The following is a 14,362-nucleotide window of genomic DNA, read 5'->3' as shown; positions in this document are numbered from 1 at the left end:
ATCGGAGGCCGTTCATGACTGGCAGTCGCATCGTCTCGATGGGGCACTACCAGCCCTCCCGGGTGGTGACCAACGACGACATCGCCCAGCTCGTCGACACCAACGACGAGTGGATTCGCGACCGGGTCGGCATCGTCAGCCGGCGGATCGCCGACAGTGAGACGGTCGCCGACATGGCCGCCGCCGCCGCCGGCAAGGCGCTCGCCAACTCGGGCCTGACCGCCGCCGACATCGACCTGGTCGTGGTCGCCACCTGCTCCTCCATCGACCGCAGCCCGAACGTGGCCTGCCGGGTCGCCGGCAAGCTGGGCATCACCGCGCCGGGTGCGTTCGACCTCAACACCGCCTGCTCGGGCTTCGCCTACGCGCTGGGCACCGTCGACCACGCCATCCGGGCCGGGGCGTCGCGCAACGCGATAGTCATCGGCGCCGAGAAGCTGTCCGACTTCACCGACTGGACCGACCGCTCCACCTGCATCATCTTCGCCGACGGCGCCGGTGCCGCGGTGGTCTCCGCCACCGCTGACGACGAGCCGACCGGCATCGGCCCGGTGGTCTGGGGTTCGGCGCCGGACAAGAGCGATGCGGTACGCATCGAGGGTTGGCGCCCGTACATCCAGCAGGAGGGCCAGGCGGTGTTCCGCTGGGCCACCACCGCTATCGCGCCCCTCGCGCTTCAGGCCTGCGAGCGGGCCGGGGTCGACCCGTCGGAGCTGGCCGCGTTCGTGCCGCACCAGGCCAACGCCCGGATCATCGACGGCATCGCCAAGCGGCTCAACATCCCCGACGCGATCATCGCGAAGGACATCGTCGAGTCCGGCAACACCTCTGCGGCAAGCGTGCCGCTGGCCCTGTCCAAGCTGGTCGAGCGCCGGGAGGTGCCCTCGGGCGCACCGGTGCTGCTGTTCGGCTTCGGCGGTGGCCTGACCTACGCCGGTCAGGTCGTCCGCTGCCCCTGATGACCCCCTCGGGCGCGTACGCGTCGAGGAGCGGCGGTCGGCGACGCCGGCCGCCGGAGAACCCCGATGAAAGGAACCAACCGCAATGACCCGTGACGAGATCACCACCGGCCTCGCCGAGATCCTCGAAGAGGTTGCCGGAGTGAACCCGGACGACGTGGCCGAGGGGAAGTCCTTCACCGACGACCTCGATGTCGACTCGCTCTCCATGGTGGAGGTCGTGGTCGCGGCCGAGGAGAAGTTCGGCGTCAAGATCCCGGACAACGAGGTGCAGAACCTGAAGACCGTCGGCGACGCTGTCAGCTACATCGCGGCGCAGTCCTGATCATGAGTCGTTCCGACGTCGTCGTCACCGGGCTCGGCGCGACGACCCCGCTCGGCGGGGACGTCGCGTCGACCTGGGACGCCATGCTCGCCGGCCGCTCCGGGGTGAGTGCCCTCACCCAGGAGTGGGCCGAGCAACTGCCGGTCCGGATCGCCGCCCAGTTGGCAGTGGAGCCGTCCGAGGTGCTGGACCGGGTCCGCCTGCGCCGCCTGGACCGTTCCGAGGCGATCGCGATCATCGCGGCGCAGGAGGCCTGGGCGGACGCCGGCCTCGCCGGCTCCGACCTCGACGGAGAGCGGTTGGCGGTCAGCGTCGGCTCCGGCATCGGCGGTGCCACCACCCTGCTCGCCCAGGACGACATCCTGGAGGCCTCCGGGCCACGGCGGGTCTCCCCGCACACCATCCCGATGCTGATGCCGAACGGTCCGGCCGCCTGGGTCGGGCTGGAGCTGGGCGCCAAGGCCGGCGTGCACTCGGTGGCCAGCGCCTGCGCCACCGGTGCCGAGGCGATCGCCCTCGGTCTGGACATCATCCGTTCCGGCCGGGCCGACGTGGTGGTGGCCGGCGGCACCGAGGCGGTCATCCACCCGCTGCCGATTGCCGGGTTCAGCTCGATGCGGGCCATGTCGACCCGCAACGACGACCCGGAGCGGGCCTCCCGCCCCTGGGACCGGGGCCGGGACGGCTTCGTCCTCGGCGAGGGCGCCGGCATCGTGGTGTTGGAGCGGGCCGAGCACGCCGCAGCCCGGGGTGCCCGGGTGTACGCGCGCCTCGCCGGCGCCGGCATCACCTCCGACGCGTACGACATCGTGCAGCCGCACGCCGAGGGCGAGGGCGCCGTCCGGGCCATCGCCAAGGCGATCGCGGACGCGGACATCGCGAAGCGCGACATCGTGCACGTCAACGCGCACGCCACCTCGACCCCGGTCGGGGACATGCTGGAGATCGGCGGGCTGCACAAGGCGCTCGGCGACCACCCGGTGCTGTCCGCCACGAAGTCGATGACCGGTCACCTGCTCGGTGCGGCGGGTGCGCTGGAGTCGATCGCCACCATCCTGGCGATCCGCGACAGCGTCGTCCCTCCGACGATCAACCTGGACGACCCGGAGCCAGGCCTCACCCTGGATGTCGCCGCGCACAAGGCCCGCCACATGGAGATCCCGGCCGCGTTGAACAACGCGTTCGGCTTCGGCGGCCACAACGTGGCGCTCGTCTTCGCCCGTCCCTGAGATCCTCCGCAAGGGCCCCTCCTCTGGTCGAGGAGGGGCCCTTCGCGTCGTTCAGCCCCGGTTTCGGGGGTGCTGTTTCGCGGAGCGCTCGTTGCCGTGGCGGTAGTTGCCGGTCCAGCGGGCCATCACCAACTGCGGGTCGTCGTCGACCTCGGCCAGGAACTCCGCGGCCCGCGCGCCGCGCAGCGTGCCGGCGACCCGTCCGTGGTGGGTGATCACCACGATGCCGTCCGCCCGTTGCGTGTGAAGGAATCCCGCTGCCGCTCCCATGGGGTGAGGTTGGCAGACCGACCGAGGGCGGGGCGACCGGATTTCCATCGCGGCCGGTCAGGTCCGACAGGTCGTGGCGGGCAGCCCGGGGACCGTCACCGGGGCCCGGCCGCCCGGCCGGGCCTTGCCGGCGAGCACTGCGGCCAGGGCCGTCATCGACGCCCGACTGGACGAGTACGTGGCGAGCAGCGTCGGTGACTTGGCGTCGGCCAGCACGTACGGGGTGTCCATGGCGACAGTGACCGCCGCGTCGGCCCGCAGGTCCTTGGCGCCGTCGCCGTAGCCCACCAGGTGCACTATCGTGCCGCCGCTGGGCTTGACCTGCACCCCGGCGGCGGTCAGCGCGGCGGTGAGGGTGGCCCGGGTGCCGTCCCGACCGCCGGACGACGTGACGGTGACCGGTCCACGTACGGCCGCGCCGCAGGTGCCCCGCAGCTCGGTGACCGCGGCGGCGGCCAGTGCGTCGGCGGCCGCCCGGTGCGCCGGGGTGTTGAGCGTGGACATCTGCGCCGCCGGTTGCTGCGCTAGCTGGAACTTCATGGTCAGCACCCGGGTGACCGCGTCGACCAGCCGGGTGCGGGGCAGTGATCCGCCGCGCAGCGCGGCGAGTAGCCCGTCGTACGCCTGGCCGACGTTCGGGGTCATCAGGATGAGGTCGTTACCGGCGTTGAGCGCCCGGACGGCCGCCTCACCGGGAGCCCAGCGCTTCGCGGGCGGCATGTTCATCCCGTCGGTGATCACCACGCCCTTGAAGCCGAGCTGGCCACGCAGGACGTCGGTGAGCAGCTTGTGCGAGAACGTCGCCGGGGTCCCCGGGTCGATCGCACGCGCGTCCAGGTGACCGGACATCACGGCCATCGCGCCCGCGTCGATTCCGGCGGTGAACGGCGGCCACGCGCCGCTCTGCAACGCCGCGGCGGACTGGGTGAGCACCGGAAGATCCTTGTGCGAGTCGTCGGCGCTGTGGCCGTGCCCGGGGAAGTGCTTCAGGGTGGCCGCGACCCCGGACGCCTGGAGGCCACGAACCGCGCCGCCCACCTGACTGGCGGCCTGCTTCGGGTCGGCACCGAACGACCGGGAGCCGATCACTGTGCTGCGGGTGGCCAGCACGTCGGCCACCGGGGCGAAGTCGATGTTGATGCCCATCGCGGCCAGTTCACTGCCGGCGGCCCGCCAGGCGGCCTCGGTGAGCTTCGGGTCACCTGCCGCGCCGGCCGCGAGGGCGCTGGGCAGCACGGTGACCCCGTTCGTCACCCGGGTGACGACGCCGTACTCCTGGTCGGTGCCGACCAGGAGCGGTGCGGGACCGGCGGCGAGCCGACCGGCGGCGGCACGCAACCCGGTGGTGAGTTCGTGCACCTGCTTGGGGTTGTCGACGTTGGTGGTCTCCTGGTTGCCCTTCGTCGGGTCGTCGGCGCTGAAGCCGACCAGGATCAGCCCACCCAGTCGGTACTTGGCGATCATCTCGGCGGGGGTGTCGACAGCGGCGAGGGCCTGGTTGCCGGCCGCCGAGCCGGCGGAGACCTTTGTCGCCGAGTCGCCGTAGGCGTACGGCATCAGCACCTGGCCGACCAGGTCCTCGTCGGAGAGCGTCGCGACAAGCGCGGCGGCCCGGCTGGCGGGGTCGCCGGGCGGCGGCGCGGCCGGGACGCTCGGCGCCGCGGACGTGGAGACCGGGCTGGGCGTCGGCGTGGGGCGGGGCGAACCACCCGAGCAGCCGGAGACGAGCAGGGCGGTCAGGGCGGCGACAGTGACGGGGACGCGCCACGGGCGATTCGACACGCCACCCATCCCACCAGGTTCTCCCTTATCGGGGCAACTTGACCTTACCGGTCGCAGGCTGCGCCGGCGGCACGCGCGCACGTCGCCGACTCGCGGACCGTCAGATCAGCCGACCCGAGTGAGCAAGGTCACCGGTGCGCCGTCGCCCGCGTACCGGTAGGGCTCCAGGTCAGCGTCCCACGCCGTGCCGAGTGCCTTGTCGAGGGCGTGCGCCAGGGCCTCGGGGGCCCGGGAGGCCGCCATCAGCGCCCGCAGCCGGTCCTCGCCGAGCTGGATGTCGCCGGCCACGCCGACCGTTGCCCGGAACAGGCCACGGGCCGGCACGTACATGAAGCGTTCACCGTCGGCGCCGGGACTCGGCTCCTCGGTGACCTCGAAACGGATCATGGGCCACTGCCGTAGGGCAGCAGCCAGCTCGGCGCCCGTCCCCGGACGACCGGTCCACCCGCACTCGGCCCGGCGTGCGCCGGGGTCGACGGGCTGAGCCGTCCACTGCAGGTTGACCGGCGCGGCTAGGACGCGCGCGATCGCCCACTCGACGTGTGAGCACACGGCGAGCGGGGTCGAGTGGACGTATACGACGCCACGCGTTGGCACGGTGACCTCCCGGAGAGCGAGGTGCGTCTTCCCCTACGACCTCGTCCACCCAGGTGGCTGCTGCAACACATGATGACTCGTGTGACGCGTGGTGCGCCAGGGAATCGGAAAAAACGCCGGGTGGAATAGCCGGACGGGTGGTCGCCGTTGCCTCTCAGGACACCGCGACGACCAGCATGATGTCGTGGTCCTGTACAGTTCCACCGGCGGCTTATGCCGCGTTACACCTTCGCGGGCCGAGTCACGTACGACCCGCACACAGCCCCCGGACGTCCAGTCCTCCCGTACGTCTTGCAAGGAGTACCTCCGTGGCGAGCAACACCTCTAAGACCGCGCGCGCGTCCGTCCGGGCCGGCCAGGCTGGCCAGGGTGGCGCCCTCAGCGTGCTGGGCGAGTTCAAGTACCTCATCCCGCTCAACGGCGGCAAGCACGCCTACGTGCGGAACCTGACCAACGGCAAGACCGCGCACCTGCGCACGGACTCCGACGCCTTCGTCGAGGAGATCCGCGTGCTGGCCGCCGCCGGCCACGCCAACAAGATCCGGGCGGAGATCAACAACCTGGCCGCCACCTACCCGGGTGACGGCTGGGAGGCCACCGAGAAGCGTCTGGTCGCGGCCGGCGTCTTCGAGGGCTGAGCCCTCCCCCACCGCACCACCGAAACCGCCCACCGGGAGTTCCCGGCGGGCGGTTTCGCGTGTCCGACGCTCAGTTCGGATCGAGCAGGGCGACCTCACCGGTGGCCAGTTCGTAGAGGCCACCGACCACTGCCACCCGACCGGCGTCCACCGGCCCGGCCAGCAGGGCGTCAGCGCGCAGGGTGCGCACCGTGCGCCGGACGTGCCGGCGGATCGCCAACGGCAGCACCGCCGGATCGTCGATCCCCGCCTCGGTCACCGCCGGGGCGATCTCGTCCACCAGGTGCGCCAGGGACCCCCCGGGACGCTGCCCGGTGCGCAGCGCCGCCACGGTGGCCTCCACCGCACCGCACCGCTCGTGGCCGAGAACCATCACCAGCGGTACGCCGAGCTGACCGACCACGTACTCGATCGAGCCGCAGACCGCGCGATCGAGCACGTGTCCCCCGGTACGGATCACACAGATCGCACCGAAGGTCTGGTCGAAGATCGCCTCCAGCGGCACCCGGGAGTCGATGCAGCCCAGCACCACGGCGTACGGCTGCTGGTCGCCGGACGCCGCGGCGGCGGCCGTGACGTCGTGCCCATGCACCGGCTGACCACTGACGAACCGGCGATTACCCGCGAGCAGATCGGCGAGCGCGGCGCGGGGCGTACCGCCGGCCTGCCGCCCCTGCCCCGACGTCGCGCCCATGGGCGCTCCCGACGACCCCATGCCGTTCAGCTTGGCCCCCCGCCGTCCCGGCCGGGCGCAGTCGGGAATGTTCGCCACCGTGCGATTGGCGTGGTGTCATGACGGGTAGCCGGTGTTACCGCCGGGTATCGGAGGTGCTGGTGGTACTGGGCGGGCCCTGGGGAGGTGGCGATGCCGGAGCGGTTCGAGGTCGGTCTGCCGGACGGCGTACGGCTCAACGTCGAGGCGACGGGTCCGACGGACGCCCAGGTGACGGCCATCCTGCTGCACGGCTGGACGCTTGACGGGCGCGCCTGGCACCGGCAGGTCGACGCACTGACCGCGCCGCCGTTCGACGGCACGGTACGGGTGGTCGCCTACGACGCGCGGGGGCACGGACGGTCCAGTTGCATGACGTTGCCGACGGCCACAGTGGCCCAGTTGGGTGACGACCTGGCCGCGGTGATCGACGCCGTGGCGCCGAGCGGCCCGGTGGTGCTGGTCGGGCACTCGATGGGTGGCATGACGATCATGGAGTACGCGCACCGCCATCCCGCGCACTTCGCCGCCCGTACCGCCGGACTGGTGTTCGTCTCGACCACCGCCGAGGGGCACACCCACACCGTCTACGGGCTCTCGCCGCGGATCGCCCGGTTGATCCGGCTGGCCGAGACGACAGGCGCCGGCGTGCTGGCCCGGTGCGGCTCGTGGCGTGCGCCCCGGGCACTGCTGAACGCGCTGCAACCGAGCATCAGGTGGATGCTCTTCGGTGACCGGTGCGAGCCGGCCGACATCCGCCTGGTGACGTCGGCGGTGGCTCGGGCCTCGCTGCGCTCGATCGGCGGGTTCCGCGCCTCCATCGGCACCCAGCACCGACTGGACACCCTTGCCGCGCTGGCCCACCTGCCGGCCGCCGCCCTGGTCGGCGACCGGGACCGGTTGACCCCACCGCCGTGCGCCGAGTCGATAGCGGCGGCTCTGCCGGCCACCGAACTGACCGTCTGCCCGGGCGCCGGGCACATGCTGATGATGGAACGCCCGGACGAGGTGAACGCCGCGCTGACCGGTGTGCTGCGACGGGTGCTTCCCGGATCGCCGCCGGCCCACCTCGGCGCGTCGCCGCCGGCTGACCGTGCCGCGACCCCCGCCGAGACGGGTGTCTGAGCGTGTTCGCGCACCTCGGGCGCGGCGGGTCGGGCCCGGGGCCGTACCCTTCTGCGGTTGGCCCGCGCGGTTCCCGCCGCCTGCCGGCGACCTTTGAAGGAGCATGCGTTGACCGACCAGACCGGCCTCGAGCAGGAGATCGCCGTCGAGCAACGACACCTCGACCGGGTGTACGCCCGACTGGCCGAGCTGCGGCAGTCGGCTGTCCGCGCCGAGCGTGACGGGTACCGGATGGCCCGGGTGGGCACGCACGGTGCTCTGGTCGAGCGCGACGCGATGGTCTTCCACGCGGCACAGCGACGGCACGTTCTGGACGCCGAGCACGAGGGGCTGGTGTTCGGCCGGCTGGACCTTCGCGACCGTCAGGTGCTGCACGTCGGGCGCCTCGGCATCCGCGACGAGGACGCCCGCACGCTCGTCGTCGACTGGCGTGCGCCGGCCGCCGCCGCCTTCTACCAGGCCACCCCGGCGCAAGCGCTGGACGTGGTGCGGCGGCGCACGATCCAGTCCCGCGCCGAGCGGGTCACCCGGATCGAGGACGAACTGCTGGACCCGTCGGCCACCCCGGAGGGGATGACTGTCGTCGGTGACGGCGCGTTGCTGGCCACTTTGTCCAAGGCCACCGGCCGGGGCATGCGCGACATCGTCGCGACGATCCAGCGGGAGCAGGACGAGGCGATCCGCTCGCCCGGCTCCGGGGTGACGATCGTGGCGGGCGGCCCGGGCACCGGCAAGACGGCTGTCGCCCTGCACCGGGCCGCCTTCCTGCTGTATTCCGACCGGAGCCGCTACGCGGGCGGCGGCATCCTGGTGGTCGGCCCGTCGTCGGTCTTCGTCGAGTACATCGGCTCCGTGCTGCCGTCGCTGGGTGAGGACACCGCGACCCTGCACTCGCTGGGCACGCTCTTTCCGGGGATGACCGCCACCCGCCCCGACCCGCCCGAGGTGGCGGCGGTGAAGGGCTCACTGCGGATGCGCCGGGTGCTCGAGCGGGCGGCCCGCGACGCGGTGCCGGGCGGCCCGGGTGAGCTGCGGTTGCTCTACCGGGGCACGTTGCTGCGGCTGGACCGGGCCGCGCTGGACCGAATCCGGGACCGCGCGCTGCACCGCGGCGCACGGCGCAACGAGGTGCGTCGGGCCGGTTTCGACGGGGTGTTCGCCGCGCTCTGGGCGCAGGCCCGTGAGCTGAGCAGCGGTCGACTGCCGGAGCAGCCGGCCTTCGAGGCGGAGATCGCCGAGCGGCCCGAGTTCCGGGAGTTCCTGAAGGCGTGGTGGCCCCGACTGCACCCCCGGCACGTGCTCGGCTGGCTGGCGAAGCCGGACCGGCTGCGCCGCTACGCCGGGGGGATCCTCTCCTCGGCGGAGATCCGGCTGCTCGACGCCGCGTACCGGAACCTGGACCAGGACGGGCTGACCATCGCCGATGTGGCCCTGCTGGACGAGTTGGACGCGCTGCTCGGTAAGCCCGCGCAGCCGGCCCGGGCGCGACGCGACCCGTTCCAGCTCGCGGGCGGCGTCCGCGAGCTGAGCACCCTCGGCGAACGGCAGCGGGCCGCCCGCGCGGCGGCCCGGGAGCGCCCGGAGGACTACCGGGAGTACGCGCACGTGGTGGTGGACGAGGCGCAGGACGTCTCGCCGATGCAGTGGCGGATGGTCGGTCGACGCGGCCGGCTGGCCTCCTGGACGGTGGTGGGCGACCCCGCGCAGACCGCGTGGACCGGCGATCCGGAGGAGCTGACCCAGGCCCGCGACCAGGCGCTGGGCCGGCGCAAGCGACACGATTTCACCCTCACCACCAACTACCGCAACTCGGCGGAGATCTTCGCGGTGGCGGCGGCGGAGATCCGTCGGCTCTATCCCGACCTGCCGCTGCCGACGGCCGTCCGCTCCACCGGGGTCGATCCGGTCGAGCTGGCAGTGTCCGCGGCAGAACTGAGGACCGCGACGGTCGAGGCCGCCGCCGGCCTGCTGGCCGAGGTGGAGGGCACGGTAGGGGTGATCACGCCGGTGCCCCGCCGGGACGAGGTGGCGGGTTGGCTCGGCGCGCTCGGGGCGTCGAGGTTGCAGGTGGTGACCAGCCTGGAGGCCAAGGGCATGGAGTACGACGGTGTCGTGCTTGTCGCCCCGAGCGAGATCCGGGCCGATCCGGGCGCCGGGGTACGGACCCTGTACGTGGCGCTCTCCCGGGCCACCCAGCGGCTCACCACCATCGACCCGACCGGCTGACGTCTGCGGACTGCCGCCGGCCGGGAGCGCTGCTCGCACACTTGCACACATAGCGATGTGAACATACATTTGACCGGGTCCCGACCAGCGGCGGAAGGTGGTTCTCGTGGGAGCAGGTCATGACCACCACCACGGGTCCGTCGCCAATGCCGCACACCAGCACCGAGGTCGACTCTGGGCGGCGTTCGGGCTGCTCGCCACCCTGATGGTGGTCGAGGCGGTGGCCGCCCTGCACACCGGCTCACTCGCCCTGCTCTCCGACGCCGGGCACATGTTCACCGACGTGCTCGGCATCGGGATGGCGCTCGCCGCGATCACGGCGACCCGGCGGGCCACCGGCGACCCGCAGCGCACCTTCGGGCTCTACCGACTCGAGGTGCTCGCCGCGCTGGCAAACGCCGTCCTGCTCTCCGGCGTCGCGATCTACGTCGTGATCGAGGCGATCCGCCGCTTCGGCGACCCGCACCAGGTCATCACCGGCCCGATGCTCGTGGTCGCCGTGCTCGGCCTGCTCGCGAACGTCACCGCCTTCGCCCTCCTGCGTGCCGGGGCCCGGGAAAGCATCAACCTCCAGGGCGCCTACCTGGAAGTGCTCGGCGACCTGCTCGGCTCGCTCGGCGTCATCGGCGCGGCACTGCTCATCACCGTCACCGACTGGTGGTGGGCCGACCCCCTCGTCGCAGTCGCCATCGGCGTGTTCATCCTGCCGCGCACCTGGCGGCTGGCCCGCGCCGCCGTCCGCATCCTCGTGCAGGCCGCCCCGGAACACCTCCAGGTCACCGCCGTGCACGACCGACTGGCCGCCGTTCCCGGTGTCGTCGAGGTGCATGACCTGCACGTCTGGACACTCACCTCCGGCATGGACGTGGCCTCCGCACACCTGACCATGGCACCCGGCGCGGAGGTCGGCGCGGTGCTCACCGCAGCGCGTACCGCGCTGCACGACGACTTCCGCATCGAGCACGCCACCCTGCAGATCGAGCCCGGGGCCGCCTCCGGCGCGTGCGGCTCCATCGAATGGTGACCTGGCCGTCATTTTCTGTCATGACGCACGCACCGTCCGTCACATTGGCTGCAGCCGCCCCACCGGCACCGGTAGGCTCGGTTCCGACCTCCACCAGGAGGCGCCTCCCGGCGCCGGTGGTGGTCGCCGCCTAATCGCCCTCCTGGGCGAACCGGGGAACCATGTTCCTGGGGTGTATCCGCGTCAGCGGTAGGGATCTTCCGTCCCGAACCCGTCAGCTAACCCGGTCGGCGGCTGACGGAAGGACATGCGCAGTGGCACCAGCACGACCACCCGCCGCCCGACTGGCGGCCCTGATCGTCGCGATGTTCACCCTCGGCGTCGCGATGCCGGCCGGCACCGCCTCGGCCGCTCCCCCGACCGGCCTGCGAGCCGCCGCACCCGACTCCGACGAGGAGGGCGGCACCCCGGCGTTGCGCGCCCAACTCGAGGCGGCCAGCAAGGGCTACCTGGACGCGAAGCGCGCCCTGGACACGTCCGTACGACGGCAGCAGGAACTCGCCACCCAACTGAAGACCATCGAGGTCGAGATCGAGCAGCGCAACGGCAAGGTCGGCGAGATCGCCGAGGTGGCGTACCGCACCGGCCGGCTCGGCGCGATGTCGGCGCTGCTCAACAGCAACACCCCGGAAGGCTTCATGGACCGCGCAGCCGCGCTGGACGCCGTGGCCGCCAACGAGGACCGGGTGCTGCGCGACCTGCTGGCCAGCAAGGACAAGGCCAACCGCACCCGGGTCGCCCTGAACGGCGAGATCAACGAGCAGCGCAAGCAGGTAGCGGTGATGGCCAAACGCAAGGACCAGGCCGAGCGGGCCCTGACCGTGGCCACCACACCCAAGCCGCAGACCACCGCCGACGCCGGCTCCAACCGGGGCACCTCCAGCGCCAACGCGAAGGCGGCGCCGCGCAACTCCGACGGCTCCTGGCCGTCCGAGTCGTGCAGCGTCAACGACCCCACGCCGGCCAGCGGCTGCATCACCCCGCGCACCCTGCACGCGCTCAACCAGGCCAAGGCCGCCGGCTTCACCAGGTACGTCTCGTGCCACCGCCCGAGCGGCTCCGGTGAACATCCGAAAGGCCGGGCCTGCGACTTCGCCGCCCAGAAGAACGGCTTCGGCGGAAACGCCACCGGCGGCGACAAGACGTACGGCAACAACCTGGCCGCGTACTTCATCCGCAACGCCGACCGGCTCGCCGTGCTCTACGTGATCTGGTACAGGCAGATCTGGCTGCCCAGCAGCGGGTGGAAGTCGTACAGCGGGGCGCACGGAACCCCGTCGACCGATCACACGAACCACGTACACCTGTCGGTCTACTGACCCACGCGTCGTGATGCCTGTGAGTCATCGTGATGACTCACAGGCATCACCTGCGTCCGGGAAGGGACTACGTCGCCGGGCGTACCCCTGATGTCGTCGCTCGTCGGACGACCCGGCAAGGGCCGGCGGGCAGCATCGCGGTATGCCTCGGATCCGACCCACCACCCGCAAGGCGCTGCTCACACTGCACCTCGTCACCTCGCTCGGCTGGCTGGGCGCCGACCTGGTGCTGCTCACCCTCGGCATCGCCGTCCAGCGGGGCGCCGACCCGGCGGTGGTCTATCCGGTGACCGCCCTGGTCGGCACCGTGCTGTTCGCGCCGCTGAGCGTCCTGGTCTGGCTGATCGGCGTCGCCAGTTCGCTGCTCACCCCGTGGGGCCTGCTGCGCCACCGCTGGGTGCTGGTGAAACTCGTACTCACCACGGTGATGGTCGGGCTGGTGCTGTTCCTGCTCACCCCGAACCTGCGCCACGCCGGAGCGGTCGGTGCCGCCCTGCCCGCACGCGAGCGCGCCGACCTGGTCATCGCGCCGGCGGTGTCGACCAGCCTGATGATCATCGCGACGGTGCTGTCCACGTACAAGCCGTGGGGCCGGCGCACCACCGCTCGAACCGCCCGCCCGAGCCGTTATCGCGCCTCAGCAAAGATCTAGCGGCACCCCGCCCTGCCCCGCCCCGCGCGACTCGTCGATCTTGCACTTACTGTGCCGACATTTGGGGCATCCCTCGGATATCGACAACCGAGACTGCAAGATCGGCGGCAGCGGGCGGGGTGGGGTTCGGGGGTGGGTTAGGGGTGGGGGGGATTGTTGGGGCGGTCGAGGGCCGCGCCCAGCCGGGTGGCGAGGGCTAGGTGAGCGGCCCGGGCCTGGCGGAACGCGTAGCGGAACAGCGGCGTCGGCGCGGTCAGGGTGATCTCGACATCGATGCGGACCAGGCCGTCCGCCTCGGCGTGCAGTCGGGTGTGGTTGCGCACTGTCGTGGCCGGCCACTGGCGGGCCACCATGACGATCTCGTCGGCCTCGCTGACCAGCACGTCCGCGTGGTAGGTGGTCCGGAAGCGCAGCGGACCGGCCGCCAACCTGTCGTTGATCGTGTAGCTGGCCAGGGCGCCCGGCCGGGGCGGCACCTGGCGGACCCGGACGATCAGCGGATGCAGTTCGCCCTGCCGGGTGAGGTCGCTGAGCAGTGCGGCCGCCTCGGCGAGTGAACACCGGGCCTGGACGGTGTAGCTGAACGTGTCGCTGCTGAGCACACCGTCTCCCGCCGTCGTTTGTCGCCCGATCGTGCCGTACCGATGTCTGCCTGGCAACGCCCGGAGCCCTCAGCATCGAGCCGGAGCGGCCCGACTGGACGGCCTGGCCAGCGTCGGTCAGGTCAGATGACGGTGGCCGAGGCAGGCCGCAGAGCGGGTACGGACGTGGCGTTGCTGGCCGCAGGGTACGCGTCGGTGACGGCCGTCCGGGTGGTCACCGAGGCGACCGACATCGACCTGACCGGCTTGGACGAGCAACCCTCACTGGGTGCCGCGGCGCGCTCAGGCGCCGGGGAGCACCTCGGGGGTGACCGCGCCGGCGAAGTAGGGCTCCGGAGCACCGAAGAGGCCGAGCAGGCCGGTCACCCAGAGCTGGCGGTGCACGAAACGGCTCGGCTGTGTGACGGCCAGCTTGACGTCGCTGACCTCGGCGGTCTGGAAGCCGGCGACCATGGCACTGATGCCCACCGAGTCGATGAAGGTGACCAACCTCATGTTGAGCTCGATGCGCAGGGGGCGGCCCTTGGCCAGCACCTCTGCGATCGCTTCGCGCACCTCGTACGCTGTGTCGACGTCGATCTCACCCCGTGGGGCGATCTCCACGACACCTCCGGACAGGACCGACTTCACGATCGACAGGCTCACGCGAGCACCTCCACCCGCCCGTCCCCCGGGCGCCTCATCAGTACGCGGGCCGCGACCGAGAGTATTCCTCCGACGGCCTCGGTCGCCACCCCTCGGGATGAGCAATTCGCGGATCCGGGCCCACAAAGCAGCCCATATCCGTACTTTTCAGTATCTGATTACTCAAGACTTTTTGTTATTTGAGCGCCGCCGATCGGTCGTGACCGGCGCGCCGCCGGACCAGGGTAGCGGTCCGGCGCCGGCTCAACCGACAACCG

The 14,362-nt window shown here is 71.8% G+C and carries 15 protein-coding genes and 1 riboswitch; of the genes, 9 read left to right on the top strand and 6 right to left on the bottom strand.

Features of this window, described 5'->3' with window-relative positions; genetic code table 11:
• Positions 1 to 14: 14 nt before the first annotated feature.
• From ABZ406_RS12065 to fabF, 3 genes are all read left to right on the top strand, one after another.
• Complete coding sequence (locus ABZ406_RS12065; protein ID WP_357759370.1) at positions 15 to 959, top strand: beta-ketoacyl-ACP synthase III; 945 nt, start codon at positions 15 to 17, stop codon at positions 957 to 959.
• A gap of 85 nt (positions 960 to 1,044) precedes the next feature.
• Positions 1,045 to 1,284 (top strand): acyl carrier protein, encoded by a 240-nt coding sequence (locus tag ABZ406_RS12060; protein ID WP_030330276.1) that lies wholly within the window; start codon positions 1,045 to 1,047, stop codon positions 1,282 to 1,284.
• Between the two features lie 2 nt (positions 1,285 to 1,286).
• Positions 1,287 to 2,513: a beta-ketoacyl-ACP synthase II gene (fabF, locus tag ABZ406_RS12055; RefSeq protein ID WP_357759367.1), complete on the top strand. Its 1,227-nt coding sequence runs from the start codon at positions 1,287 to 1,289 to the stop codon at positions 2,511 to 2,513.
• A 51-nt stretch (positions 2,514 to 2,564) separates the two neighbouring features.
• On the opposite strand, the gene ABZ406_RS12050 is transcribed toward fabF, so the two are convergent.
• The 3 genes from ABZ406_RS12050 to ABZ406_RS12040 form a co-directional block, all read right to left on the bottom strand.
• Positions 2,565 to 2,783: a hypothetical protein gene (locus tag ABZ406_RS12050; protein WP_357759364.1), complete on the bottom strand. Its 219-nt coding sequence runs from the start codon at positions 2,781 to 2,783 to the stop codon at positions 2,565 to 2,567.
• A gap of 57 nt (positions 2,784 to 2,840) precedes the next feature.
• Positions 2,841 to 4,574 carry a glycoside hydrolase family 3 N-terminal domain-containing protein gene (locus ABZ406_RS12045; protein ID WP_357759361.1) on the bottom strand — a complete coding sequence of 578 codons (1,734 nt, stop codon included), beginning with the start codon at positions 4,572 to 4,574 and terminating at the stop codon, positions 2,841 to 2,843.
• Positions 4,575 to 4,670: 96 nt separating this feature from the next.
• Positions 4,671 to 5,162 (bottom strand): DUF3145 domain-containing protein, encoded by a 492-nt coding sequence (locus ABZ406_RS12040; RefSeq protein ID WP_091409261.1) that lies wholly within the window; start codon positions 5,160 to 5,162, stop codon positions 4,671 to 4,673.
• Between the two features lie 308 nt (positions 5,163 to 5,470).
• On the opposite strand from ABZ406_RS12040, the gene ABZ406_RS12035 reads away from it, so the two are divergent.
• On the top strand, positions 5,471 to 5,800 hold the full coding sequence (locus ABZ406_RS12035; RefSeq protein ID WP_357759358.1) for a hypothetical protein: 330 nt from the start codon (positions 5,471 to 5,473) through the stop codon (positions 5,798 to 5,800).
• Between the two features lie 70 nt (positions 5,801 to 5,870).
• Here the strand turns inward: ABZ406_RS12035 and ABZ406_RS12030 are convergent, their stop codons facing one another.
• Positions 5,871 to 6,494 (bottom strand): carbonic anhydrase, encoded by a 624-nt coding sequence (locus ABZ406_RS12030; protein WP_357759355.1) that lies wholly within the window; start codon positions 6,492 to 6,494, stop codon positions 5,871 to 5,873.
• 171 nt (positions 6,495 to 6,665) lie between these two features.
• Here ABZ406_RS12030 and ABZ406_RS12025 point away from each other — a divergent pair, with 171 nt between their 5' ends.
• The 5 genes from ABZ406_RS12025 (at position 6,666) to ABZ406_RS12005 (ending at position 12,858) form a co-directional block, all read left to right on the top strand.
• The gene (locus tag ABZ406_RS12025) at positions 6,666 to 7,637 is read left to right on the top strand and encodes an alpha/beta hydrolase (RefSeq protein WP_357759352.1); all 972 of its coding nucleotides are present in this window, start codon (positions 6,666 to 6,668) and stop codon (positions 7,635 to 7,637) included.
• Positions 7,638 to 7,745: 108 nt separating this feature from the next.
• Positions 7,746 to 9,863, top strand: a complete 2,118-nt coding sequence (locus ABZ406_RS12020) for an AAA family ATPase (protein WP_357759349.1) — start codon at positions 7,746 to 7,748, stop codon at positions 9,861 to 9,863.
• 106 nt (positions 9,864 to 9,969) lie between these two features.
• Positions 9,970 to 10,887, top strand: a complete 918-nt coding sequence (locus tag ABZ406_RS12015) for a cation diffusion facilitator family transporter (RefSeq protein WP_357759346.1) — start codon at positions 9,970 to 9,972, stop codon at positions 10,885 to 10,887.
• Between the two features lie 117 nt (positions 10,888 to 11,004).
• A riboswitch (cyclic di-AMP (ydaO/yuaA leader) is annotated at positions 11,005 to 11,136 on the top strand.
• Between the two features lie 56 nt (positions 11,137 to 11,192).
• The gene (locus ABZ406_RS12010; protein WP_357759752.1) at positions 11,193 to 12,206 is read left to right on the top strand and encodes a hypothetical protein; all 1,014 of its coding nucleotides are present in this window, start codon (positions 11,193 to 11,195) and stop codon (positions 12,204 to 12,206) included.
• Positions 12,207 to 12,348: 142 nt separating this feature from the next.
• A complete protein-coding gene (locus tag ABZ406_RS12005; protein WP_357759343.1) occupies positions 12,349 to 12,858 on the top strand; it encodes a hypothetical protein in 510 nt (169 codons plus the stop codon).
• 137 nt (positions 12,859 to 12,995) lie between these two features.
• Here the strand turns inward: ABZ406_RS12005 and ABZ406_RS12000 are convergent, their stop codons facing one another.
• Both ABZ406_RS12000 and ABZ406_RS11995 read right to left on the bottom strand, forming a co-directional pair.
• Positions 12,996 to 13,460: an SRPBCC family protein gene (locus ABZ406_RS12000; protein ID WP_357759340.1), complete on the bottom strand. Its 465-nt coding sequence runs from the start codon at positions 13,458 to 13,460 to the stop codon at positions 12,996 to 12,998.
• 282 nt (positions 13,461 to 13,742) lie between these two features.
• Positions 13,743 to 14,105, bottom strand: a complete 363-nt coding sequence (locus ABZ406_RS11995; RefSeq protein ID WP_357759337.1) for an STAS domain-containing protein — start codon at positions 14,103 to 14,105, stop codon at positions 13,743 to 13,745.
• Positions 14,106 to 14,362: the final 257 nt, after the last annotated feature.

This window comes from Micromonospora sp. NPDC005710 (assembly GCF_040630995.1).
In the GTDB taxonomy this organism is placed as follows: domain Bacteria; phylum Actinomycetota; class Actinomycetes; order Mycobacteriales; family Micromonosporaceae; genus Micromonospora.
This window is presented reverse-complemented; position numbering and strand designations above follow the sequence as displayed.

Bases quoted from the DNA above. Each gene is read 5' to 3' on its own strand.
- ABZ406_RS12065 (WP_357759370.1), top strand. From the start codon at position 15: ATGACTGGCAGTCGCATCGTCTCGATGGGGCACTACCAGCCCTCCCGG.
- ABZ406_RS12060 (WP_030330276.1), top strand. From the start codon at position 1,045: ATGACCCGTGACGAGATCACCACCGGCCTCGCCGAGATCCTCGAAGAG.
- fabF (WP_357759367.1), top strand. From the start codon at position 1,287: ATGAGTCGTTCCGACGTCGTCGTCACCGGGCTCGGCGCGACGACCCCG.
- ABZ406_RS12050 (WP_357759364.1), bottom strand. From the start codon at position 2,783: ATGGGAGCGGCAGCGGGATTCCTTCACACGCAACGGGCGGACGGCATC.
- ABZ406_RS12045 (WP_357759361.1), bottom strand. From the start codon at position 4,574: ATGGGTGGCGTGTCGAATCGCCCGTGGCGCGTCCCCGTCACTGTCGCC.
- ABZ406_RS12030 (WP_357759355.1), bottom strand. From the start codon at position 6,494: ATGGGCGCGACGTCGGGGCAGGGGCGGCAGGCCGGCGGTACGCCCCGC.
- ABZ406_RS12025 (WP_357759352.1), top strand. From the start codon at position 6,666: ATGCCGGAGCGGTTCGAGGTCGGTCTGCCGGACGGCGTACGGCTCAAC.
- ABZ406_RS12010 (WP_357759752.1), top strand. From the start codon at position 11,193: ATGTTCACCCTCGGCGTCGCGATGCCGGCCGGCACCGCCTCGGCCGCT.
- ABZ406_RS12005 (WP_357759343.1), top strand. From the start codon at position 12,349: ATGCCTCGGATCCGACCCACCACCCGCAAGGCGCTGCTCACACTGCAC.